This window comes from Bradyrhizobium betae, from assembly GCF_004123905.1.
Lineage (GTDB): Bacteria > Pseudomonadota > Alphaproteobacteria > Rhizobiales > Xanthobacteraceae > Bradyrhizobium > Bradyrhizobium betae_A.
The window spans coordinates 164,970-188,095 of sequence record NZ_MZXW01000013.1; the positions used below are offsets into that span (position 1 = coordinate 164,970).

Below are 23,126 nucleotides of genomic sequence, written 5' to 3' on the forward strand. Positions count from 1 at the left end.
TCACCATGGAGCAAAAGTTGCAGGACAATATCGGTATTCGTCGCCGCCTTGAGAGGACTGACACGGTCGTGCCTGAATTTCCGATGCCCCGGGCTCCAAATCCTCTCAATATCGTGCGTCCCAGCTTTCCGAAGACAGAGCAGTTCCTGGCCGCCTTCGAGACCGCGCTGGAAACCGGACAGGTCGCGAACAATTCACGCTGGGTTGTCGAATTCGAGAAGCGCTTAAGCGAATATCTTGGCGTCCCGTCCCTCGTCTTCTGCAATGGCCAGATCGGGTTGATGGCCATGCTGCGGGCCGCCGGAATTACCTCCGGCGAAGTGATCGTGCCGTCATTCACGTTCTGCGCCACACCGCATGCCGTTGAATGGGTGGGCGCCGAACCTGTTTTCGCGGACATCATGGATGATCTGACCATGCGCCTCGACCCTGATGATGTCGAGCGTAGGATCACGGATCGCACCGTCGCCATCCTCGCCGTAGATGCCTACGGCGTAGCCAGCGACTACGCGTCACTTGCCGACATCGCCAAGCGCCACAAGCTCAAATTTCTCGTCGATAGCGCGCCCTCGTTCGGCACCCGCGTCGATGGCCAACCGGTCGGGAGATTCGCGGACGCGCAGATGTTCAGCTTCCACGCCACCAAGACCTTCTCGACGATGGAAGGCGGATGTGTCTCCAGCCACGATTCGGAATTGCTCGCCCGCGTCAAAGCGGTACGCAATTTCGGGCAAGTCGACAGTTCCGATTGTGGTGAGCCAGGTCTGAACGGCAAGATGCTGGAAGTATCGGCCCTCATCGGCATCGAGCAACTCAAGACGTTCGAGCTCGCCGTTACGACACGCCGCCGGGCAGTCGAGCGGATGCGACGCGGGCTTTCCGAAATTCCAGGCCTGCACGTGGGGCGAGAGCCCAAAGGCGTGGAAGCGAACTGGCTATTCCTGCCAGTCATTATCGATGCCCAACAATTTGGTCTCGACCGTGAAGCGGTGGCAGCCGCGCTCGAGAAATGCAACGTCTTCGTCCGGAAGTATTACAGCCCGCCATGCCACCACATGACGGCCTACAGGACTCAGAACGACGTGAAGTTGGACGTGACGGAGCGCACTGCCTACAACGTGATTGCGCTGCCGGTTTATAACGACATGACCGACGACGAGTGCGATCTCATCGTCGCCGCCCTGCATTACGTGCATCAATCGGCGATCAGCGGCAAAAGCTTGTGATCGCTCAGCGCTGGAGCTCAGGCGGCGGCGAACGGTCGAGCACGTCGCCCTTGGCGCCTTCCAGCAGATCGATGCCGTAGGTTTCGACGACGAGCGGCCCGCGCTTGCGCTGCAATTGCGCGACTTGCGTCACCTGCGTGAAGAGGTCCTTGAGAGCGGTCTGACCATCCGCACGCAGCTCATCGACATAGATCAGCTTGCCGGCGAGCAGCTTCGCATCGGGCTCGGGCATGTTGACCCAGCGGATGCGCTGGTTCTGCTGCACGACGCAGCTGCCGCGCGGCAAGTAGAAGGCAAGCCAGCCCGTGGTTCCGTAATCCGGCGCCAGCACGCATGTCGCGCCATTGCGGACGCGGACGGCTTCGATTCCCGCGGCGAGCTCGCGCCAGCCGACGCCGACACTGCGTACGGTCGCGTCGCGGCGATAGCCGGACAGCCAGCCCGTATTGGCCTGCACGATGAGAGCCGCAAACATCACGATGCCCGTGGGTGCAGCCCAGCGCAGGCAAAAATCCACCAGGCGCCGCGCGCGCGGCTTCCACTGCACAAGGTTGGCCGCGGCCGCAGCCGCAATCACGAAGGGCGGGTAGACCGGCGCGAACCAGTTGGCCTCGACGCGGGCATGCAGCGAATGCCAGACGAAATAGGCGACGATGGTCCAGAACATCGTCTCGATCAGCACGCGCGAGGCCAGCGCGCCGGCCCGGCGCCAGGTCAGCGCGTGCAGTCCCATCGCGCCGAGGATGAAGACCAGCGGGGTCGCGAACGCGATCTGGGTCGGGATCAGCTCGGCGATGAAGACGGGACGGAAGTCCTCGATCTTCGCGCGCCCCAGCTGCTTTGCGAACGAGACCCAGTGATGATCCGCATTCCACAGGATCACCGGCGAGAACAGCGCGAGCGCAATGAGGCCGCCGAGATAGGGCCAGGGCGAGAGGAACCAGCGCCGCAGCTTTGGCACGGAAGCAAGCCAGATCAGGATCGCAGCGCCAAAGAACATCGCAGTGTATTTCGACAGCAGCGCCGCGCCGACGGCGACGCCGACCGCGAGCCACCAGACGCCACGCCCGGTCTCCAGCACCTTGGCGAGGAAGAACAGCACGAAGCTGGAGGCAACCAGCAGCGGCGCATCCGGCGTCACGATCAGCGTGCCGACCGAGGCCAGCAGCGTCACGTTGAGCAGGATGGCGCTGGTCGCGGCCACCCGCGCCCCGCCGAACAGGATCGCGGCCGAGCGATAGATCGCATAGCTCATCGGCAGAGCGAGCAGGATCGAGACGAGGCGGACGCCAAGCTCGGTGTCGCCGGCGATCAAGGTGCCGGCGCGGATGACGTAGGCGACCATCGGCGGGTGGTCGTAATAACCGCCCGCCAGATTCTTCGACCACATCCAGTAATAGGCTTCGTCGAAGGTGATCGGCGTGAATGCGGCCGCGACCAGCCGCAAGCCAACCAGCGCGAGGATCACCAGCGCGGTATTGCGGACGATCCGCGCGTCGGCCCCGCCCATCCTGCGGCTATTTCTTGCGCCAGACGAACAGTCCGGACATCGCATAATTCCACACCACGCCCATCAGCGCACCGGCCAGGCCGGCCAGCCACCAGATCGGCTCCTGGTCGTAGACCGAGAAGGCGACGCCGACATTGGCGAGGAGGCCGACGCTGCACACGATGTAGAACGCGATCAGGCCGCGCAGCAGCCCAAAACCCTTCAGCCGCTGGTCGCGATAGGTGAGGAAGTTGTTGAGGATGAAGTTGCCGGTCATGGCAACGAGAGCGCCCGCCGCCTGCGCCTCCGCGAACGGCGCCTTGAAGATCTGCAGGGCGATGAACAGGGTGGTGAGATGCACCACGAGGCCGATGCCGCCGACCATCGCGAACAGGACGAAGCGCAGCGAGACGGCATCGTTGGTGAACTTCGCCAGCACCAGCCCGAGAAAGTCCAGCGCGACCATGGAATCGAGCTTGCTCTCGCCGTGTTGGCGCTCACCGAACGTGTAGGGGATTTCGACGGCGCGCAAGGTGCCGTTCGAGCTGGCGACGACGTCGAGCAGGATCTTGAAGCCGTGCACCGACAGCTTTGGCGCAAGCTGCTCGAAACGGTCGCGGCGGATCATGAAGAAGCCGCTCATGGGATCGGCGATCTCGACCCGCAGCGCCTTCCTCGCGAGTTCGGTCGCCAGCGCGCTGGCGCCGGCGCGCTGCTTGTTAAAACCTTCGGTCTTGTAGCCCTCGATATAGCGGCTGCCGACCACGAGATCGGCCTGGTCGCTGGCGAGCAGCAACAGCATCTTCGGCAGCTGCGTCTCGTCGTGCTGGAGGTCGGCGTCGATCACGGCGACAAAGGGCGCGCTGGAGGCCAGGATGCCCTCGATGCAGGCCCCGGACAGGCCGCGGCGGCCGATGCGGCGGACACAGCGCACCCGACTGTCTTTCTGGGCAAGCTCGCGTACAACATCCCAGGTGCCGTCGGGCGAATTGTCGTCGACGAACACGACTTCCCAAGCGACATTGGCGAGGGTCGCCTCCAGCCGCCGGTACAGCACCGTGACGTTGTCGCGCTCGTTGAAGGTCGGGACGATGACCGACAGTTCCGGCCCCTCTTGCGCCTGATTTTGGGCCAGTGGCGGATTGTCGGCGCCCGGTCTGATCACTTCATTCATGACGGCAGCGTATATCCGCCGCGCCCTGCGCTGCCAAGTTCTTGAGCTATAAGCCGGGGTTTTCTCTGGGGGATGGCCCAAAAGGGCCCCAAAATGCCAACGACCCCGGAACGGCGGACCGCGCGTACATCCGGCGCAGCCCAAGCTATTCCAAGGTCGTCCCAGCGCCGGAGCTTTCGCTCAACGTCGCCGTTACAAGCTAAATGGGGACGGCAATACCGCTTTTCAAGGGGGTGAAAGCAGACTTTTTCCGGGCCGGACCTAGTTCGGGACTTCCTTGATCACCGGGCCGCGCGGCGCGGGCGCGACCGGGGCTGCGGGCGCCGCAGCAGCGGCAGGCTCGACTTTCACCGGCTTGGGCGGCTTGCCGTACTGGCCGATCGGCCCGAAGACGACGGCGACCGCGAGCACGACCGCCGCGACGATCGCGCCCAGAATGCCACCCACCGACTCAGACGACATGCAAACCCATCCCTGTTCCAGATGGGGCCAGTGATACCACGAATGAACGCGGGGCCGGAAGGGCTCCCGGACGGCATAGGCGCGTGGCTATTTCTGCGGTGGCCGGTGCTTGACGAAGGCCGTCACGATGTCCTTCTGCGCCGCTTCCACCGCTTTGTTCGCGGTGGCGAGATGGGCGCCGGCATCGATGGCCGGATATTGCTCGGTGAGAAAGTCGAGCAACGCCACCCGGTAATATTGCCGCTCCGATGGACAGGCGCCTGCAACCGAGCGGCCGAAATCCTGTTCCGACAGTCCCTGATTGCTGTCGCGCGAATATTCCCGCGCCAGACAATGCCAATAATAGTCCCGGCCCTGAATGGCGAGCTTCTGCGCACCCTTGGCATCATCGTCATCCGCCATCGTTGAAGATATCATGGCAGCAGATGTCATCATCACGAGCGCCGCTCCCGCCATCAGCATCCGCATTCTTGTTCTCCTTTTCGCGGGTTACGTCGCAAGCTTAGACGGGACGGGCCAACTGGCCAATCACATCTGGTTTGATTAGGATGAAGCGTCCCTCCCCGTCGATGCGAGATCCTTCCGTGGCCAAAGCAAAAACCGCGTCCAAAAAATCAGGCAACATCTTCATCGGCGTCGGCGGCTGGACTTTCGAGCCCTGGCGCGGCGTGTTCTATCCGGAGAAGCTGACGCAGGCGAAGGAGCTGTCCTACGCCGCCTCGAAGCTGACCTCGATCGAGATCAACGGCACTTATTACGGCTCGCAGAAGCCGGAGAGCTTTCGCAAATGGGCGGGCGAGGTGCCTGATGGTTTCGTGTTTTCATTGAAGGGACCGCGCTTCGCCACCAACCGCCGTGTGCTTGCCGAGGCCGGCGACTCGGTCAAACGGTTCTATGATTCCGGCGTCCTGGAGCTCGGCGACCGTCTCGGGCCGGTGCTGTGGCAGTTCGCGCCGACCAAGAAGTTCGACGGCGCCGATTTCGGCAAGTTCCTCGAGCTGTTGCCGCGCAAGCTCGACGGGCGCGCGCTGCGCCATGTCGTCGAGGTGCGTCACGACAGTTTCTGCACGCCAGATTTCATCGCGCTGATCCGCGAGTTCGAGACGCCCGTCGTGTTCGCCGAGCACGGCAAATATCCTGCGATCGCCGACGTCGCCAGCGACTTCGTCTATGCGCGCTTGCAGAAGGGCAATGACGAGATCAAGACCTGCTATCCGCCGAAGCAGTTAGACGCCTGGGCCGAGCGCCTTCAGGCCTGGGCCGAGGGCGGCGAGCCAGACGATTTGCCGAAAGTCGACAAGACCAAGCCGAAGAAAGAACCGCGCGACGTGTTCGCCTATGTCATCCACGAGGGCAAGGTGCGCGCACCGCACGGCGCCATGGAACTGATCGCGCGGGTGAGCTGAGGATGGTTCGTGGCAAAGGCGAAAAAGCTCTTCACCATCGGCTATGAGCAGACACCGCCCAAGGCGGTGCTGGACGAGCTGGAGCAGGCCGGCGTCAAGCTCGTGGTCGACGTGCGCGCGGTGACGTCATCGCGCCGGCCGGGCTTTTCCAAGAAGCAGCTCTCCGCCGGCCTCGATGAGCGCGGCATCGCCTATGTCCACCTTGCCGCGCTCGGCACCCCCAAGGAGGGGCGGCTTGCCGCACGCCGCGGGCAATACGATGTGCTGGAGAAAATCTATTCAAAGCACCTGAAGACGCCGCAGGCCCGGGAGGAGATGGACGAGCTTTCGGCGCTGGTGATGAAGGCCGGCCCGGTGTGCCTGCTCTGCTACGAGCGCGACCACACCCACTGCCACCGCCAGATGATCGCGGAGATCATCGAGGAGCGCGATGGGGTCGCGGTGAGGAATCTCGCGGGACGGCAGGCGTAGCTGCCGTTCGCGCGGAAGAGGACGAGACGACGACTGTATCCGTAGCCGTCATCCTGAGGTGGCCGCTTCTTCAGCGGCCCTCGAAGGACGACGGCGTGCCCCGAAGTTTGCACCTCGGCCGTGCATCCTTCGAGGCTCGCAAGGGCTCGCACCTCAGGATGACGGATGGAGAAGGTGCTCAGCCCTCCCCCGCCAGCTTAAACGTCCCCTCCATCATCTGCACGCAGCTGCCGCCCACATGGGCGGACACGATCTTGCCGTCCTGCTTGCGCACGCGGGTGCGCAGAATGCTCGGCCGGCCCATGTCAAAGCCCTGGCCGACCGTGAGCTTCAACTCGCCGTCGCGCGTCGGATCGAGATCGGCAAACAGCGCGGCGGCCGCGACCGTCGCGCTGCCGGTGGCGGGATCTTCAGTGAGGCCGCTGGCGCCGCGCATGAACATCCGCGCCTGCCGCTCGCAAGGCGCCTCTGCCGTGGGCACGTCGCGCGTATAGAACCACACCGAGCGGGCGCCGTCGCGCGGCAAGACCTTGCCGTAGGCCACAGCATCGGGCCGCGCCCGCTTCAGCGCCTCGCGCGAATGCAGCTCCATCACCAGGAACGAATTTCCAACACCCACGACCTGCGGCGCGTGATTGTCGGTCTTGATGTCCCCTGCGGTGAGCGAGATGCAACTCGCGGCTTCAGCAGCCGACAGCGGCGCATGTCGCTCGAGCGGCTGCGGCGCGGTGAGCTCGGTTCTGACCACCCGACCCTGGTCTCGCACGACCTCGACCGGCACGAGGCCGGCCTTCTCCTCGAACAGCAGACGCGGCTTCGGCTCCTTCGCCATCGAGGCCAGCACGAAGGCGGTGCCGACATTGGGATGACCGGCAAAGGCGATCTCCAGCACCGGCGTGAAGATGCGCACCTCGGCGTCATTGGCCTTGTCGCGCGGCGGCAGCACGAAGGTGGTCTCGGAATAATTGAACTCGGTCGCGATCGCCTGCATCTGCGCGGTCGTGAGCCCGCCGGCATCGAGCACCACCGCGAGCTGGTTGCCGCCGAAGGCGCGGTCGGTGAACACGTCGACGGTGATGTAGCGGCGCTGCATGGCTAAGTCCTCACGCAAATGGCGGCCGCAACCGGCCGCTTCGCGTAGCACTCTACAAGCGCGCGACATTGTCCGTCATGCCCCAAAATTGAGTGCAATCGGAGCAATCGCGGACGGCGTGTCAGAAGCGGAAGAGCTGATGCGGCGATGCCAGCACCTGCGCACGCTCGACGGGATCGGCGATCAGCGTGTCGAGAAATTGCCGGTTCTTCTCATAGCTCTGCGACGCCTCGAACTGCGTGTGCGGCCAGTCGCTGCCCCACAGCAGTCGATCGAGACCGTAGGCGTTGCGCAGCAGCGGATAGGCCGCCCTCGCAAAATCTTCGCCGGCCGCGCCGTTACGATATGGCGCGGAGATCTTGACCCAGACGTTCTGCGTCGCGCCGAGCTTCAGCACGGGCTGGAAGCCGGGATCGCTGACACCGAGCTTTGGATCCGGCAGCGTGTAGTGATCGAGCACCACAGTGACGCCGTGATCGAGCAGCTGCGGCGCGAGCATGGCGAGATCGGAGGCGTTGCGCTGGATCTCGACCTGCCAACTGAGAGCCTTCACGTGTCCGAGCAGCGTCTTCCATTCGCTCGCCGCGAGATCGGGCAAAGGCTGACCAACGAGATTGAGACGGATGCCGACCACACCGGCGCGATCGAGCGTGCGCAGCTCGTCCGCGGACACCGCGGGATCGACCACGGCGATGCCGCGCAGGCGTCCATTCGCCTGCTTCAGGCATTCGACCAGGTAGGAATTGTCGGTGCCGAGGAAGCTCGGCTGCACCAGTACGCCATTGGTCATGCCGTTGCGGTCGAGCTGCTCCAGATAGAGCGCCAGCGGCGCATCGTAGTCGGGCGCATAGCGCCGCCCCGGCGCGAGCTTGAGGCCACGGTGAAAGACATGGGCGTGGGTATCGATAACAGGCAAGACCGCCTCACTCCTGGCTGTGGTCGCGGCCGTCGTGGCGAGCGACGCGAGAGCCACGCCGAACTGGCGGCGCGTGAGGCCGCGCGGGACGAATGTCATGGTGGCTTCTCCCCATCCCGCGTCAGGGGCGCGCGGTCTGTTCAAAGACCTTGCCGCGGGTTTCAGGCAACAACACCACAGCGATCAGCACCAGCGAATAGGCAAAGGCCGCATCGATGCCGATTGCGGGCCCAAGCCCGATATGGTCGCTGAGATAGCCGACCAGGAAGGGGAACGCGGCGGAAACGATGCGGCCGAAATTGTAGCAGAAGCCGACGCCGGTGCCGCGCACGCCGGCGGGATAGAGCTCGCTGAACAAAGCCGCCATGCTGGCGGGAATGCCGGCGGAGAAGAAGCCGAGCGGAAAGCCGAGCACCAGCATCTCGCCATTGGTCAGCGGCGCGAAAATGTAGATCAGCACGGTGACGACGCAGGCGCTGGCGAACAAGGCGACATTGGCCCTGCGGCCGATGCGGTCGCTGCTAATGCCGCTCGCGACGCAGCCGCAGAAGAAGGCGACGATGATGACGGCAAGATAGCCGCTGGAGCCGAGCACGGAGAGATGCCGCACCTCGCGCAAATAGGTCGGCAGGAAGGTGGTGAGCGCGGCGTAGCCGCCATGCGCGCCGATGCCGAACAGGCCACCGATCAGCGTGGAGCGCAGCACGTCGCGATGGAAGATGCCCGAGAGCGTCGCGAAGAACGGCGTCTTGTCGGCTGTGACCGCGCGCGGCGGCTCCTTCAGACCGCGACGGATGAAGATGATGAGGAGCGCCGGCAACAGCCCGAGCGCGAACAGCAGCCGCCAGGCGATGTCGGCGGGCGCATAGGTGAAGACCAGCGCGGAGAGCAGCACGGCGGCTCCCCAGCCGACGGCCCAGGCGCTCTGCACCGCGCCGAGCGCCTTGCCGCGATGTTCGGGCCGGATGATCTCGGCCATCAGCACCGCGCCGCAGGCCCATTCGGCACCGAAGCCGAGGCCCTGGATCGCCTTCAAGATCAGGAGCTGGGTGTAGGTCATCGCAAACGCGCTGGCGAAGGTCGCGAGCGCGAAGGTAGCGACCGTGATCTGGAGCGCCTTGACGCGACCATAGCGATCGCCGAGTGCACCGCCGAGCCAGCCGCCGAACGCGCCGAAGAACAGCGTGACCGAGCCGAGCAGGCCGGCATCGGCCTTGCTGATGCCGAAGGCCGCGATCAGCGCGGGGATGGCGAGGCCGAACATCTGCACGTCGAGCGCATCCAGCGCCCAGCCGCCAAAACTTGCCCAGAACGTGCGCCGCTCCAGCGGCGAGCTTTCACTGTACCAGTTCGACATGTTTCCTACCCCTGTACTCGTTATTGCTTGATATCGTTGAAGAGCCGCTTCATCTGATCTCGGCGTGATAGCGGAAGCGATCCGCCGGTCCGCGCGAGCGGCGCCATTCGATCGGCCGCCGCTCGAGGTCGAGCGCGAGACGCTCGATCACAATCAGCGGTGCATGCGACTCGAGCCTGAGCAGGCGCGCCTGCATCTCGTTGGCGGTCTCGACCGTCAATATTTCCTCGGCGGAGACCACGACCTCGCCACACCGTTCCTCGTAGAGCGGATACAGCAGGTCGCCGAATTCGGCGGTGTCGATCTCGAGGATCTTCGCGAAGCGCGATTGCTGGAGCCAAATTTCTTCCGCCAGCAGCGGCACATCGTCGATCAGGCGCAGGCGCGACAGGCTGATCACGGCCTCACCGACGGGGATGCGCAGCGCCGAGGCGACGGCTGAATTCGCCGGCACGCTCTTGCGCCGGATGATCCGGCTCTTCGGCACGCGCCGCTCGCCGCTTTCGGACTGGAAACGGAAGAAGCGGAACAGTGAGGAATTGAAGCGCGCCCGTCGTACGAACGTGCCACGGCCCTGCTGCCGTTCCAGCACATTGTCGCTGACCAGTTGGTCGATCGCCTTGCGCACGGTGCCGATGGCAACGCCGTAATGAGCACCGAGCTCGGCCTCCGACGGGATCGGCTCGCCCGGCCGCCATTCATTGCGGTTGATCCGCGCGGCGAGGTCGTCGCGCAGAAGCTGGTAGCGTGGCAGGCGCTGGTCGCGCGGGGCTGAACTCATATAGTCATATAGATGACTAGATGATGACGGAGTCAAGAACTACTGGGATACCGCACCCTCGCAGGACGCAAGACCGGGCTGGTGGCTTTCTCCAGCCCGATCTCGCCGGTCTTGATCGTCAGTTCGTGGTCTTGGGCATGCAGGGCGGCTGCGTGTAGGGAGCCGAGGCATACGCGCCCTCCGCCGGAGCCCTCACGCAATCCGCAGTCGCCTGCGGAGGAGTGCGCCGCGGGGCGGCGTCGCGGGCGGCAGCGGCCTGGGTCTGGTAGACAGCGGCGGCGATCAGGGCGGCCGCGACAAGGGGCAATCGGGTCATGGATTTTCTCCGCGTGACAAACGGAAGCCGAGAGGTTCGACCTCCTGAGTGCAGGAGCGGATATTCCCGCGCGATATTTCATCACGCGCGTTCAACGAAACGCGAGCAGTCTACCCAAGTTGAAACACGGCCACCTTCTGCTCGTAACCGCGCACCTCGACCTCGCCGAGCGCGACAGCATCCTTGCCGTCGTCGCCCAGCGCCTCACGCACGGACGCGGAGATCAGGAGTTGCGAGCCAAACTCCTTGTTGAGCGCCTCCAGCCGCGAGGCGAAGTTCACGGTGTCGCCGATCACCGTGTATTCCTTGCGGCGGGGCGAGCCGATATTGCCGGCGACGACCTCGCCGAAATGAATGCCGATGCCGATCCGCAGCGGCCAGCTCGTCTCCGCATTGATGCGATCCATCGCAGTCAGCATCTCGCGGCCGGCGGCAACCGCGCGGTGCGCGGCGTCCGAGGCCGCAAGCGGCGCGCCGAACAGTGCGAGAAAACCATCGCCGAGAAACTTGTTCACGATGCCGCCCTCGCGGTCGAGGATGTCGACCAGCACGGCGAAGGCGCCGTCGAGCCGGTCGACCACCTCCTGCGGGGTGCGCGACTGCGCGCCGGCGGTGAAGCCGCGGAAATCGACGAACATCACGGCGACGCGGCGAACGTCGCCGCCTGTGCTGGCGCCCGACGCCATCAGCCGTTCCACCACCTGTGGCGAGACGTGCTGGCCGAACAGATTGGTCACGCGGTCGCGCGCGGTGGCCGCCGCGATGCTTGCGGCAAATTGCCGGCGGAGCTGCGCGCCGACGGAGCCCGCCAGGACACCACAGATCAGAATGATGATGCTGCGCACGGCGTGGAAATAGGTCTGCGGCTCGCCGAAGATCGAGGAATCGGTGATCAGCGCGACGGCAAACAGCTCGGCCGCAGCGACAAAGCCGGTGAAGGTGGAGAGCCAGAAATCGAGCCGCAGGGTCGAGAGAATGATGAAGATGAAATACATCAGCGGCACCGCGAAGCCGAGCGCCTGGCTTGCGCCCATCGAGCGGATTTGCAGGATCAGGATCACCGTGGGCACCGACGTCTCGATCAGCGCGCCGATATAGCGCCTGACAACGGGCAGGTCGCGATCGAGCCTGAGGTTCTTCCTGATCTGGGTGTGGACCCAGACCTCGAACAGGATGAAGCCGACCAGCAAGCCATAGACCTCGGCAAGTCCTTCAGTACCGCGCCAGACCCGGTCCACGACGGCGGGGTCGACCAGATAGATCGCCGTGAGGAACAGCATCATGACGCAGCCCGTCATGATCAGCGCCCGCACTCGCAGCAGCTCGGTGCGCAGCACCTCTCGCGTCAGCTCGCGCTCGAAATCCTCCGAGAGCACGGCGTGATGCCGCGTCTTCCTGCTCGCAAACCTGGCCATTCCACCCCTCGATTCCGGGGCATTGTGCCTCAATCCAGCGTGCGGCGGAAGCGCGTCACGGCGATGGTCATGGCGACCGCCATCAGGAGCGCCAGCGCCAGCGCGTCGAAGCGCAAATTCTGCATGGTCGCGCCCTTCAGCATGATGGCGCGGACGATGCGCAAATAATGCGTCAAGGGCAGTGCTTCGCCGACATATTGCGCCCAGGCCGGCATGCCCGCGAACGGGAACATGAAGCCGGACAGCAGGATGCTCGGCAGGAAGAACATCATCGACATCTGCATGGCCTGGAGCTGGTTCTGCACCAGCGTCGAAATGGTGTAGCCGATCGACAGATTGGTGGCGATGAACAGCGTCGTGAGCAGCGCCAGCAGGATCAGGTTTCCGAGCACGGGAACGCCGAACAGCAGCACGCCGATGCCGATGATGAGGAAGGCCTGGACGAAACCGACCAGCACGTAAGGGATGATCTTGCCGAACATCACCTCGACCGGCTTGATCGGCATCGACAGCAGGGCCTCCATGGTGCCGCGTTCGACCTCGCGCGTGACCGAGAGCGCGGTGAAGATCAGCATGGTCATGGTGAGAATGGTGCCGACGAGGCCCGGCACGATGTTGAGGCTGGAGGCCGCCGCCGGATTGTAGCGGGCATGGGCGCGGATCTCGAACGGCATCTCCGGGGGATCGCCGATATAAAGATCGTGCTTGAGCGCGGTCTGCACGACCATGCCGAGCGAGCCGATCGCCGCGCTCGCCGCCACGGGATCGGTGGCGTCGGCCGCGACCAGCAGCGCCGGCCTGTCGCCTCGCCGCACCGCCCGCTCGAAGCCGCGCGGGATCTCGACGCCGAACAGCACTTTGCCGGATTTCAGCAGATTGTCGAAATCCTCGACGTCGTGCACCTCGTAGAGGAAGCGGAAATACTTTGTATTTTCCAGCGCTTTCAGCACCGAACGGGCGAGATCGGAATCCTCCTGGAGCAACACCGCGCTCGGAAGGTTATGCGGCGTGGTGTTGATGGCATAGCCGAACAGCAAAAGCTGCATCACCGGCAGCATCACGATCATCGCAAACGAGACGCGGTCGCGCTTGAGCTGGATGAACTCCTTGATCAGCATCGCATAGGAGCGCTTCCAGAAGCCGAAGCGTTCCCGAATTCCGGATGCGGGATGCTCGACGGTGCTCATTGGAAATTGTCCTTGGAGCGGCTCATCAATTCGATGAACACGTCTTCCAGCGAGGGCGACGATTGGTGCCAGTGCAGGCCGCTCTTGTCGCGCCACGGCGCGATGCTGGCTTCGAGCGCGGCGACATGGCGGCCAGACACGTGCAGCGAGGTGCCGAACGGCGCCACCATGTCCACGCCGGGCTTGCCCGTGAGCGCGGCCGTGAGCTCGTTCAGGTCCTTGCCTGTTACCGTGTAGGTCGTCAGCGCCGATCCCGCGATCACCTCCTCCACCGTGCCATGCGTCAGCAGATGGCCGTAAGCGATATAGGCGATCTCGTGGCAGCGCTCGGCTTCGTCCATGTAATGGGTCGAGACCAGCACGGTGAGACCATCGGCCGCGAGCGCGTGGATCTCGTTCCAGAAGTCGCGGCGCGCCTTGGGATCGACGCCGGCGGTCGGCTCGTCCAGCAGCAGCAGCTTAGGACTGGGCAGTGTGCAGGCACCCAGTGCCAGCCTCTGCTTCCAGCCGCCGGAGAGCTCGCCCGCGAGCTGCTCCTCGCGGCCCGAGAGCCCGAGCCGCTTGATCATTTCGCGCGCCGCACCGCGCGCATCCGCGAGGCCATAGAGCCGCGCGACGAATTCGAGATTTTCGCGGACCGAGAGATCCTGATAGAGGCTGAAGCGCTGCGTCATGTAGCCGACCTGGCGCTTGATCTTGTCGGCGTCGCGCAAAATGTCGTAGCCGAGGCAGGTGCCCTCGCCGCTGTCGGGCGTGAGCAGGCCGCAGAGGATGCGGATGGTGGTGGTCTTGCCCGAGCCGTTGGGGCCGAGGAAGCCGTAGATCGAGCCGCGCTTCACCTGCATCGACAGATCGTGCACGACCTCGCGGCCGCCGAACGATTTGGTCAGGCCCTTGACGTCGATCGCGATGCCGTTGCCGCTGTTCATCGCTTCTCCGCCACCGGCGTTTTTGGATTGAGATAGACATCGATCGGCTGTCCCACGCGCAGGGCATCGGGCCGCGAAGGCCGCGCCTGGATGAGATAGACGAGCTTGTTTCGCTCTTCGAGGCTGTAGATCACGGGCGGGGTGTACTCGGCCGAGGTCGCGATGAAATAGATCTTCGCCGTGAGATCGGCGGCGCAATTGTCGCAAGCGACCCGCACCGTGTCGCCGATCGCAAGTTTTGGCAGCTCGGTCTCCGGCACGAAGAAGCGCAGCTTCATGTTGCCGGGCGGCATGATCGAGAGCACCGGCCGCTGCGCCGCCACCATCTCGCCCTCGCGGAAATAGATCTGCTGGATGGTGCCGGCGACAGGCGCAAAGCCCTTGCGACGCGCCATGCGTGTCTCCGACGTCGCTACCCGCGCTTCCGCGACGCGCAAGGCGGACACGGCGGAGTCGAGATTGGCCTGCGTGCCCGAGCCGGTCTTGTTCAGCGAGGCCGCGCGGTCATAGGTCTGCTGCGCATTCGCGAGCGTCGCCTTGTTCTGGTTGAGATCGGCAAGCTGGAGATCGTCGTCGACGGAATAGAGGTGATCGCCAACCTTGACCTCGTCGCCCTCGCGGATGTTGAGCTTGGTCACCCGGCCCGCTTCATCCGGGCTGACGAAGATCATGTCAGCCTCGACCCAGCCCTGGAAGCCGGGATCGCGCTTCTCCGTGCAAGCCGCAAGGCCAGTTGCGAGCACGACGGCCAATGCAAATGCAGAAATGACTCGTGACGACCTCATGTCGTCCTCCGTTCGCCAAAAATCAAATCGAGATGGACGCGCAGCATGTCCTGCGCGTCGAGCGGCGCGTGCCGCGCAAACAGGCTCTGCCAGATCACCGCGATCATCGCCGGCGCGACCAGGATCTGCGGATAGCGCGCGAGGTCTTTTTCGCGGATCTCGCCGCGGGCGATGCCGAGCTCGATCAGCGCGCGCATGCCGGCGATCCCGCGCGAGACGACCTCGCGGTAGTAGAAATCGGCGACGGACGGAAAGCGCGGCCCCTCCGCCACGATCAGGCGCACGAGATCGCCGCGCCTGGTGCCGATCACCTCTTTCAAAAAGTTGCCGGCAAAGGCTTCGACGAGGTCGCGCACCGAACCCGTCGGCGGCGGCAGCGCATTGAGCTTCGCCACCACTGGCACGATCACGGTGCGCACGAGTTCCTCGAACATCGATTCCTTGTCTCTGAAGTGCAGGTAGATCGTGCCCTTCGCCACACCTGCGCGCTTCGCAATGTCATCGAGCCGCGTCGCGGCAAAACCGCGCGCGATGAATTCCTCCATCGCGGCCTCCACGATCGCGGCCCGCCGCTCCGCCGCGCGCGTGGCGCGGTTCGAGGTCGTCGCCTCCTCACCACCAGCAGGCGCGGGGCCCTCGGGATTCGCGCGAGTTGCGGACGGCGCAGCGGCTTTGGCGGGCTTCTTTGTCATGTTCAATATATGACTGACTGGTCAGTCATGGTCAAGTCAAGAAGGCAGACACAACCAGGCAATTAATTAGCATTGACTAATGCATTAGCATCCGCTAATTGAAACGCCATGATCGAAGCCACCCCAAATCCCGTCACCACCGTGATGCGCGCCCTCGCCGATCCGACTCGCCGCGCCGTGTTCGAGCGCGTGTTCGAGAGCAAGGAGATCAGTGTCGCCGAGCTGACGCGCGGCAGCGGCGTCACCCAGGGCGCGATCTCGCAGCACCTGAAGTCGCTCAAGAAGGCCGGCCTTGTCGCCGAGCGCGCCGAAGGCCGCAACGTCTATTACCGCGCCGCGCCTGAAGGGCTCGAGCCGCTGGTGACCTGGATGGATCATTACGGCGTCTTCTGGCGTGAGCGCTTCCAGAATCTGCGTGACCTCTTGAAGGAGATCGATCCGTGAGTGCTGCCGCGTTGAAAGCTGAAACAAAAGACATCGTTATCGACGAGGTGCTCCCCCATGCGCCGGAGACGGTCTGGAAGGTGCTGACCAGTGCGCAACTGATCGCGCGCTGGCTGATGCAGCCGACCGGCTTCGAAGCCGTCGAAGGCAAAGCCTTCACGTTCCAGACCAAACCGGGCGGCGCCTGGGACGGCGTGATCCATTGCCGGGTTCTGGAGGTCGTGGCTTTCAGGCGCCTCGTCTACGCCTGGAAAGGCGGCGATGCGCGCAACACCGGCTACGGCGCGCCACTCGACACCGTCGTGACCTGGTCCCTCACCCCGGTCGAAGCCGGCACGCGGATCCGCCTCGTCCATGCAGGCTTTGTCCTGCCCAGGAACGAGTCGGCCTACACGGGCATGAGCGGCGGCTGGAAGAAGGTCGTCCGCCAGCTCGACGACATCAGCGGCGAAGAGTGAGGAGATATCGCAATGGACAAACCTTTTACCGGCGGCTGCGCTTGCGGCGCGATCCGCTATGAGATCACCGGTGAGCCGCTGTTCAGCAATCACTGCCAGTGCCGGGACTGCCAGCGGGAAAGCGGCAGCGGCCACGGCTCCTACATGACCTTCGCGCGCGAAGGCGTCACCGTGACGGGCGAAGCCAAGCACTGGGACATGACCGGTGACAGCGGCAATGTGAAGACGCGCGGTTTCTGCACGCAATGCGGCCTGCCGGTCTACCTGACCTTCGCCGCCATGCCCGACATCTTCACCATCCGCGCCGCAAGCCTCGACGAGCCTGCGCGATACAAGCCGCAGGTCGTCACCTACGCCGCCCGCGGACATGATTGGGATCGCCTCGATCCCGACCTGCCAAAATTCGCCGGCATGCCGCCAGGGTGAGGTGCTAGCCGAAATCCAGCACCATGCGGCCGTCGATCTTGCCGGCCTCCATCCGCTCGAAGACGTCGTTGATCTGCGCAAGCGGCACCTTCGTCACCTCGGCCTTCACCTTGCCGTCGGTGGCGAAGGCGATGGCTTCGTTCAGGTCGCGGCGGGTGCCGATGATGGAGCCCCGCACAGTGATGCGCTTGAGCACGACGTCGAAGATCGGCGTCGGGAATTCACCCGGCGGCAGGCCAACGAGGCTGACCGTGCCCTTGCGCCGGACCATCTTCAGCGCCTGCGCGAACGCCGCGGTCGACGCCGCCGTCACCAACACGCCGTGGGCGCCTCCCCCGGTTGCCGCGAGCACCTTGTCCACGGAATCGGCCGCGAGCGCATTGACGGCGAGATCGCCACCGGTTTCGCGTGCAAGCGCGAGCTTGTCCTCGGCGATATCGACGGCTGCGACCTTGAGCCCCATCGCCTTGGCATATTGAATCGCGACGTGGCCCAGCCCGCCGACGCCTGAGATCACGACCCACTCGCCGGGCCTTGCCTCGGTCTCCTTCAATCCCTTGTAGGTGGTGACGCCGGCGCAGAGGATCGGCGCGACGGCAGCGAAATCGATCGTCGCCGGCAGCTTTGCCGCAAAGGCGGCCGAAGCGATGACATATTCGGCAAAGCCGCCATTCACGCTATAGCCGGTGTTGTGCTGGTGCTCGCACAGCGTCTCCCAGCCGGTCTCGCAATATTCGCAAGACATGCAGGCATCATGCAGCCAGGCGACGCCGACGGCGTCGCCCACCTTGAGATTTTTCACGCCGGGCCCGAGTGCCGCAACGGTGCCGGCAACCTCATGGCCGGGAATGAAGGGCGGCACCGGCTTCACCGGCCAGTCGCCGGAGGCGGCGTGCAGATCGGTGTGGCAGACGCCGCAGGCCTTGACCTTGACCAGGACGTCACCGGGACCGGGCTGCGGCACCGGCACGTCCTCGATCACCAGCGGCTTGCCGAATTGTCTGACGACTGCGGCTTTCATGGTCGGCATGTGTCTGCTCCTTTGCAATATTTGGAGCAGACTAGCGATGCCAGTTGGCGCGCCCTTGATTGGAGTCAAACAACACAAGTTTATTGATCGCAGGCGCGATCATGACGCTGCGATGACGATGTGGCGCAGAGCCCGCCGTCAGCTATGGAACTTGAGGCCGTCGACGATCTTGTCGATCACCTTGCGCTCGGCGCGCATGGCGAGGCCGACGAGATTGAGATCGGTTCGCGCCACCGCCCTCACCGCCTCGCGGTTGGCCGCATCATGCGTGGTCTTGAACATGTCCTCGGTATAGACCGCCGGCTTGACGTTGCGCGTCAGCGCACGGTCGAGCGCGCGCGACAGCGCCGGACCGTCGGCGCCGTAGATCAGGATCGGCTGGCCGATCAGCGAGAGATACGGCGTGCCCGAGGCGTCTTCGTAAGCCTCACCGATGCATTCAGGAAAGGCCGCGGCAATACCGCTGGTGAGAAAGGCCGCGACGTTGAGCTTCTGCCAGGCCTGAAGGTCGGTGCGGATCACGGCGGCAATCTTGGTGTCGAACTGCATGCAATTCCTCGAATGTCATTCCTCGGGCAATGCTACGCATCGCCCCCGAATGACGGCAAGGGGAATCAACCCTTCGCGTCGCAGGCCCAGGCGCGGATCACGCATTCCTTGCCGCCGTATTTGTAGCATTCGCGCGTGGCGGCGTTGAGCGTGGCGGAGATCTTCGGCTTGACGGCATAGCCATAGGCGCCGCAAGGGTTGGACAGATCGACCGACATCGCAGCGCAGGCGCGCTTCATCGTGACCGTCGTGCAGTCGCCCTTGCACTGCTTCTGCGCCGCGGCGCGGGCGTCGTGCTCGGCGCCATAATCAAAGGCCTGGCCATAGGCCCCGCATTTGCCGACCGCAAAGGCGCCGGCGGCGTGGGCTTCTGTCATATAGCGAGCGCCAGCAACACAAACCGACAGCGCAAAGAAAAACATCGCGCAGCGGCGCGCGACGACGTTCGAAGCCATGGAAAAACCCCTCCCCCCAAGGCAAGTGGAAGCCACTGTAAGCGCCGGTCGTTTCCAGATGGTGAACGGGGAGTTGAAATCGGGAGGATCGAGAGGTGCCGTAGGGTGGGCAAAGGCGCGAAGCGCCGTGCCTACCATCTATCCGCTATCGAAAATTGGTGGGCACGCTTTGCTTTGCCCACCCTACGGCACTATCCGCGCCTTGCCGCTTCCAAGGCCTGCGGCGTGTCGATGTCGAGGAAAGCGCTCTCGCCATCCACTGGCACTTCGGCGACCGCCTCGGTGTGCTTCGCGATCAAATGCCGCGCGCCGACGTCGCCGTCGAGGGCCATCAACTCCTTGAAGAAGCGGCGCGACCACAGCACGGGATTGCCGCGGCGGCCCTCGCTGACGGGCACGACGATCAAGTTGCCGCGGTCCGGCGCGAAGCCGTCGATGAGGCGGTCGATCAGGCCGGCATCGATCAGCGGCATGTCGCCGAGGCAAACCACGGCGCCGTCGCAAGTCTCCGGCACGGCCGCGATGCCTGATTTGACCGAGCTCGCGATGCCGCCGGCGAAATCCGGGTTCTTGACGAACCTGACGTTCAGGCCTTGCAGCGCCTGCTCGACCAGCTCGGTCTGATGGCCGGTCACGACGATCACCTCGGATGCCTTGGAGGCCAGCGCCTGCTCGGTCGCAATTCGCACCAGCTTCTTGCCATCGAGCTCGGCCAAGAGCTTGTTCGGTCCGCCCATCCGCGTCGAGCGTCCGGCCGCGAGCACGATGGCCGCGACGTGGCTATTGCCTTCGATCGCGGGTTCTGCTCGGGGCTGCGGCCGCGTCACGATCTCCATCAGGAGGCCGCCGACGCCCATGCCCATCAGCTCGGAGCGCGTCACCTTGATGCCGGCGAGCAGCCGCATCAGCACCCAGTCAAACCCGTTCTCGACCGGCGAGCGCGCGCAGCCCGGCGCGCCCAGCACAGGCACACCGCCGGCGCGCGCGATCAGCAGAAGGTTGCCCGGATCGACCGGCATGCCGAAATGCTCGATCTCGCCGCCGATACTCGTGACCGCTGCCGGGATCACGTCGCGACGGTCGGCGATCGCGGAGGCCCCGAACACGATGACAAGCTCGGCGCCAAGAGTGAGCAATTCCTTGATCGCGGCGGACAGCGCACGCTCTTCGTGCTGCACCCGCCGCTCGGCGATAATGCTGGCGCCAGCCGGCGCAAGCCGCTCGGCGGTGACGCGTAGGGTCTTGTCGATCACCTTCGAAGAGAGCCCCGGCAGCAGCGTCGAGACCACGCCGACGCGCTTGATCGTGTAAGGCGCGATCTTCAGCACGTCGTGGCCGGCGGCCTTCACCGCGGCATCGCGCAAATGGCCTTCGACACCGAACGGGATGATCTTGACGGTGCCGACCATCTCGCCTTCGACCACCGGCTTGAAAGCGGTCAGCGTCGCGAAGGTGATGGCCTCGTCGATATTGTTGATGCGGTCGACCGCGGCGCGGTCGATCACCAGCACGCCCGGGCATGCGGCGAACAGGTTGGCGCGGCCGGTGAAGGCGCGCTCGACATGGATGCCCTCGCCGCCGACGGCGAGCGCGATGCTGGCAGCCGCCACGTCTTCGGAGACGTCGCCCTCCTCCATCCGCACCACCACGATGTCCTTGATGCCCGCACGTGTGAGCGACTCGACCTCGGCCGGGCCGATCGTCGTGCCCTTCTTCAGCACCAGCGGTCCCTGACGCAGGGTGTGGACGGTCACCCCGCCGATCGCATCCATGGGGCTCGCCGGGCCGAACTTCATGCCGCTTCTTCTTTTTCTTTGGGGGGCAGCCGAAGCACCGCCGTGATCTCGGCCATGATCGACACCGCGATCTCGGACGGCGAGACCGCGCCGATCGCTAGCCCAATGGGCGCGTGGATACGCGCGATGTCCGCATCCTTGGCGCCCTGAGCCCTCAAGCGGTCGCCGCGCTTGGCATGCGTCTTCCGCGAGCCGAGCGCGCCGATATAGAAGCAGTTGCGCTCGAAGGCGTGCAGCAGTGCGGGATCGTCGATCTTGGGATCGTGCGTCACGGCGACGAAAGCCGTGTAGGCATCGACATTGAGCGGCGGCAACGCCGTGTCGGGCCATTCTGCGACCAGCGGAATGTCAGGAAAACGCTCGGGGCTCGCAAAGGCCGTGCGCGGATCAACAACGGTGACGTCATAGCCGAGCGAGCGCGCCAGCGGCGCCAAGGCCTGGCTGATATGGACCGCACCGACGATGACGAGCTTAGCGGTCGGCGCGTAGACGTTGAGGAACAGTTTCTTGCCGCCGGCCTCGACATTGCCGCTCTTGCCCATGCGAAGCTGCTTGTCGAGTTCGGCACGCAGCGGGTCATTGGCAAAATCTGCGGCCTTGACCAGGCGCTGCTCGCCGTTCTCGGTGTCGGTCACCAGGATCGCCGGGCGGCGTGCGGCGCGCTCGGCGTTGAGTTCGTGCAAAATTGCGAGCTTCACGGCTAGCCGACCTTCTCGACGAAGACGCGGATGGTGCCGCCGCAGGACAGCCCGACATTCCAGGCGGTCTCGTCGGCGACGCCGAATTCCAGCATGCGCGGCTTGCCGCTCTGGATCACATCCATGGCCTCGGTGACCACGGCGCCCTCGACGCAGCCGCCGGAGACCGAACCCAGGAAGGTGCCTTCGTCGTTGATGACGAGGCTCGAGCCCGCCGGGCGCGGCGCCGAGCCCCAGGTCTCCACGACCGTCGCCAGCGCGACACCACGGCCGGCCTTCTGCCAGTCCTCAGCCGCCTTCAGGATATCCTCGTCGCGATCGAGCATGGCTTTGCCTCTCAGGCTGCGGAGCGGATCAAGCTGCGGTGATGCGGCGGCAGCGGCCGGGAGAGCGTCGTGATCAGCTCCTGGATCGAACTCAAATTATGTACCGGACGGAATTCGTCAACGTGCGGAAGCATCATTTTGATGCCCTGCGCCTTGGCCTCGAACCCGCCGAACCGCAAAAGCGGGTTGAGCCAGATCAGCCGCCGGCAGGACCGGTGCAGCCGGTCCATCTCGAAGGACAGCCTGGAATCGGCCTCCCGCTCCAGCCCATCGGAGATCAGCAGCACGATGGCGCCCTGGCTCAGCACCCGCCGCGCCCACAATTTGTTGAAGTTGTGCAGCGAAGCCGAAATCCGCGTGCCGCCGGCCCAGTCCTCGACCGAGGCCGAACAGCTCGCCAGCGCCTCGTCTGGGTCGCGCTGGCGCAGCGCCCGGGTGACGTTGGTGAGGCGGGTGCCGAACAGGAACACCGAGACGCGCTTGCGCGCGTCGCCGACAGCATGGAGGAAATGGAGGAACAGGCGGGTGTACTCGCTCATCGAGCCCGAGATATCCAGCAGCGCCACGATCGGCGCCGGCTTCTCGATCCGCCCCAGGCGTTGGATGTCGATGATCTCGCCGCCGGTCCGCAAGGAGGTGCGCAGCGTGCGGCGCAAATCGATCCGCAGGCCATGCGGATCGGGCCGGTGCCGGCGCGTCAGCAGCTCGGCCTGCGGCAGCCGCATCCGCTCGATGGCGCGCAACGCCTCGGTGATCTCGGCCGCGCTCATCTGCGCAAAATCCTTCTTCTGAAGGATCTCCTTGTCGGAGACCGACAGGCGCAGATCCTGCTCCTGGTGCTGCGATGTCTCGGTCATGCGCGGCTGCGACATCGCCTCCTGCACGCGGCGGGAGCCGGCCTGCGGCTTCTTCTTGGCCTGCTCCGGCAGCGGCACCGAATCCAGCATGTGCTTCCACTCTTCCGAGGCGCGGAAGAACAGGTTGAAGGCCTGCTTGAAGATCAGCGCATGCTCGTGACGCTTGACGAAGATCGCCTCCAGCGTGGTGAAGACGTCGGCGCGATTGCCGATATCGATCACCTGGAGCGCGCTCATGGCGTCGATGACAGCGCCTGGGCCCACCGGCATGCCGGCCGAACGCAGCGCACGGGCAAAGCCGACGATGTTGTCGGCGAACTGCTCGGTCTGCTCGGGCGCAAGGTGGTTGATGGCCATGGTCTCGTATCCATCCCCTCGTCATTCCGGG

Annotated in this window: 27 protein-coding genes; 6 read left to right on the forward strand and 21 right to left on the reverse strand. The window is 64.7% G+C overall.

Annotated elements, in window-relative coordinates:
* Positions 1–17: 17 nt before the first annotated feature.
* The gene (locus tag B5V03_RS06745) at positions 18–1,226 is read left to right on the forward strand and encodes a DegT/DnrJ/EryC1/StrS family aminotransferase (RefSeq protein ID WP_164987828.1); all 1,209 of its coding nucleotides are present in this window, start codon (positions 18–20) and stop codon (positions 1,224–1,226) included.
* Between the two features lie 4 nt (positions 1,227–1,230).
* Here the strand turns inward: B5V03_RS06745 and B5V03_RS06750 are convergent, their stop codons facing one another.
* The 4 genes from B5V03_RS06750 to B5V03_RS06765 all read right to left on the reverse strand — a co-directional run bounded on the left by B5V03_RS06750 (position 1,231) and on the right by B5V03_RS06765 (position 4,819).
* Positions 1,231–2,736, reverse strand: a complete 1,506-nt coding sequence (locus tag B5V03_RS06750; protein ID WP_129268482.1) for a glycosyltransferase family 39 protein — start codon at positions 2,734–2,736, stop codon at positions 1,231–1,233.
* Positions 2,737–2,743: 7 nt separating this feature from the next.
* Positions 2,744–3,889, reverse strand: a complete 1,146-nt coding sequence (locus B5V03_RS06755) for a glycosyltransferase family 2 protein (RefSeq protein ID WP_129268483.1) — start codon at positions 3,887–3,889, stop codon at positions 2,744–2,746.
* Positions 3,890–4,150: 261 nt separating this feature from the next.
* On the reverse strand, positions 4,151–4,351 hold the full coding sequence (locus tag B5V03_RS06760) for a hypothetical protein (protein ID WP_129268484.1): 201 nt from the start codon (positions 4,349–4,351) through the stop codon (positions 4,151–4,153).
* 87 nt (positions 4,352–4,438) lie between these two features.
* Complete coding sequence (locus tag B5V03_RS06765; RefSeq protein ID WP_129268485.1) at positions 4,439–4,819, reverse strand: hypothetical protein; 381 nt, start codon at positions 4,817–4,819, stop codon at positions 4,439–4,441.
* Between the two features lie 101 nt (positions 4,820–4,920).
* On the opposite strand from B5V03_RS06765, the gene B5V03_RS06770 reads away from it, so the two are divergent.
* The gene (locus B5V03_RS06770) at positions 4,921–5,757 is read left to right on the forward strand and encodes a DUF72 domain-containing protein (RefSeq protein ID WP_129268789.1); all 837 of its coding nucleotides are present in this window, start codon (positions 4,921–4,923) and stop codon (positions 5,755–5,757) included.
* A 9-nt stretch (positions 5,758–5,766) separates the two neighbouring features.
* Positions 5,767–6,228 (forward strand): DUF488 domain-containing protein, encoded by a 462-nt coding sequence (locus B5V03_RS06775; protein WP_129268486.1) that lies wholly within the window; start codon positions 5,767–5,769, stop codon positions 6,226–6,228.
* A gap of 178 nt (positions 6,229–6,406) precedes the next feature.
* On the opposite strand, the gene B5V03_RS06780 is transcribed toward B5V03_RS06775, so the two are convergent.
* The 10 genes from B5V03_RS06780 to B5V03_RS06825 all read right to left on the reverse strand — a co-directional run bounded on the left by B5V03_RS06780 (position 6,407) and on the right by B5V03_RS06825 (position 15,699).
* Positions 6,407–7,321 (reverse strand): PhzF family phenazine biosynthesis protein, encoded by a 915-nt coding sequence (locus tag B5V03_RS06780; protein ID WP_129268487.1) that lies wholly within the window; start codon positions 7,319–7,321, stop codon positions 6,407–6,409.
* 121 nt (positions 7,322–7,442) lie between these two features.
* Positions 7,443–8,336 carry an amidohydrolase family protein gene (locus B5V03_RS06785; RefSeq protein ID WP_129268488.1) on the reverse strand — a complete coding sequence of 298 codons (894 nt, stop codon included), beginning with the start codon at positions 8,334–8,336 and terminating at the stop codon, positions 7,443–7,445.
* Between the two features lie 22 nt (positions 8,337–8,358).
* Positions 8,359–9,594, reverse strand: a complete 1,236-nt coding sequence (locus B5V03_RS06790; RefSeq protein ID WP_129268489.1) for an MFS transporter — start codon at positions 9,592–9,594, stop codon at positions 8,359–8,361.
* A gap of 49 nt (positions 9,595–9,643) precedes the next feature.
* The gene (locus B5V03_RS06795; protein ID WP_129268490.1) at positions 9,644–10,375 is read right to left on the reverse strand and encodes a GntR family transcriptional regulator; all 732 of its coding nucleotides are present in this window, start codon (positions 10,373–10,375) and stop codon (positions 9,644–9,646) included.
* Positions 10,376–10,493: 118 nt separating this feature from the next.
* Complete coding sequence (locus B5V03_RS06800) at positions 10,494–10,691, reverse strand: hypothetical protein (RefSeq protein WP_129268491.1); 198 nt, start codon at positions 10,689–10,691, stop codon at positions 10,494–10,496.
* 110 nt (positions 10,692–10,801) lie between these two features.
* Positions 10,802–12,106 (reverse strand): adenylate/guanylate cyclase domain-containing protein, encoded by a 1,305-nt coding sequence (locus B5V03_RS06805; RefSeq protein WP_129268492.1) that lies wholly within the window; start codon positions 12,104–12,106, stop codon positions 10,802–10,804.
* Between the two features lie 29 nt (positions 12,107–12,135).
* Positions 12,136–13,293, reverse strand: coding sequence for an ABC transporter permease (locus B5V03_RS06810; protein ID WP_129268493.1), 1,158 nt, complete (start codon positions 13,291–13,293; stop codon positions 12,136–12,138).
* Positions 13,290–14,222, reverse strand: coding sequence for an ABC transporter ATP-binding protein (locus B5V03_RS06815; protein ID WP_129268494.1), 933 nt, complete (start codon positions 14,220–14,222; stop codon positions 13,290–13,292). The genes B5V03_RS06810 and B5V03_RS06815 overlap by 4 nt, the downstream gene beginning before the upstream one ends.
* Positions 14,219–15,007: an HlyD family secretion protein gene (locus tag B5V03_RS06820; protein ID WP_129268495.1), complete on the reverse strand. Its 789-nt coding sequence runs from the start codon at positions 15,005–15,007 to the stop codon at positions 14,219–14,221. The genes B5V03_RS06815 and B5V03_RS06820 overlap by 4 nt, the downstream gene beginning before the upstream one ends.
* Positions 15,004–15,699, reverse strand: coding sequence for a TetR/AcrR family transcriptional regulator (locus tag B5V03_RS06825; RefSeq protein ID WP_129268496.1), 696 nt, complete (start codon positions 15,697–15,699; stop codon positions 15,004–15,006). Before B5V03_RS06825 ends, B5V03_RS06820 begins: the two co-directional genes overlap by 4 nt.
* 108 nt (positions 15,700–15,807) lie before the next feature.
* Between B5V03_RS06825 and B5V03_RS06830 the strand changes: the two genes are divergently transcribed.
* From B5V03_RS06830 to B5V03_RS06840, 3 genes are read left to right on the forward strand one after another with little or no spacing between them, the layout of a single operon-like run.
* On the forward strand, positions 15,808–16,143 hold the full coding sequence (locus B5V03_RS06830) for an ArsR/SmtB family transcription factor (RefSeq protein WP_129268497.1): 336 nt from the start codon (positions 15,808–15,810) through the stop codon (positions 16,141–16,143).
* On the forward strand, positions 16,140–16,601 hold the full coding sequence (locus B5V03_RS06835; protein ID WP_129268498.1) for an SRPBCC family protein: 462 nt from the start codon (positions 16,140–16,142) through the stop codon (positions 16,599–16,601). The genes B5V03_RS06830 and B5V03_RS06835 overlap by 4 nt, the downstream gene beginning before the upstream one ends.
* A 12-nt stretch (positions 16,602–16,613) precedes the next feature.
* Positions 16,614–17,027: a GFA family protein gene (locus B5V03_RS06840; protein ID WP_129268499.1), complete on the forward strand. Its 414-nt coding sequence runs from the start codon at positions 16,614–16,616 to the stop codon at positions 17,025–17,027.
* 4 nt (positions 17,028–17,031) lie between these two features.
* Here B5V03_RS06840 and adhP read toward each other — a convergent pair whose 3' ends face one another.
* The 7 genes from adhP to B5V03_RS06875 form a co-directional block, all read right to left on the reverse strand.
* A complete protein-coding gene (gene adhP / locus B5V03_RS06845) occupies positions 17,032–18,057 on the reverse strand; it encodes an alcohol dehydrogenase AdhP (protein WP_129268500.1) in 1,026 nt (341 codons plus the stop codon).
* 138 nt (positions 18,058–18,195) lie between these two features.
* The gene (locus B5V03_RS06850; protein ID WP_129268501.1) at positions 18,196–18,606 is read right to left on the reverse strand and encodes a DUF2000 family protein; all 411 of its coding nucleotides are present in this window, start codon (positions 18,604–18,606) and stop codon (positions 18,196–18,198) included.
* A gap of 65 nt (positions 18,607–18,671) precedes the next feature.
* Entirely contained in the window at positions 18,672–19,061 is a 390-nt protein-coding gene (locus B5V03_RS06855) for a DUF4189 domain-containing protein (protein WP_129268502.1), read from the reverse strand.
* Positions 19,062–19,252: 191 nt separating this feature from the next.
* Positions 19,253–20,857 (reverse strand): NTP transferase domain-containing protein, encoded by a 1,605-nt coding sequence (locus B5V03_RS06860; RefSeq protein ID WP_129268503.1) that lies wholly within the window; start codon positions 20,855–20,857, stop codon positions 19,253–19,255.
* The gene (locus B5V03_RS06865) at positions 20,854–21,555 is read right to left on the reverse strand and encodes an XdhC family protein (RefSeq protein WP_129268504.1); all 702 of its coding nucleotides are present in this window, start codon (positions 21,553–21,555) and stop codon (positions 20,854–20,856) included. The genes B5V03_RS06860 and B5V03_RS06865 overlap by 4 nt, the downstream gene beginning before the upstream one ends.
* A gap of 2 nt (positions 21,556–21,557) precedes the next feature.
* Positions 21,558–21,881 (reverse strand): XdhC family protein, encoded by a 324-nt coding sequence (locus tag B5V03_RS06870; protein WP_007602422.1) that lies wholly within the window; start codon positions 21,879–21,881, stop codon positions 21,558–21,560.
* Positions 21,882–21,892: 11 nt separating this feature from the next.
* On the reverse strand, positions 21,893–23,095 hold the full coding sequence (locus B5V03_RS06875) for a vWA domain-containing protein (RefSeq protein WP_129268505.1): 1,203 nt from the start codon (positions 23,093–23,095) through the stop codon (positions 21,893–21,895).
* Positions 23,096–23,126 lie beyond the last annotated feature (31 nt).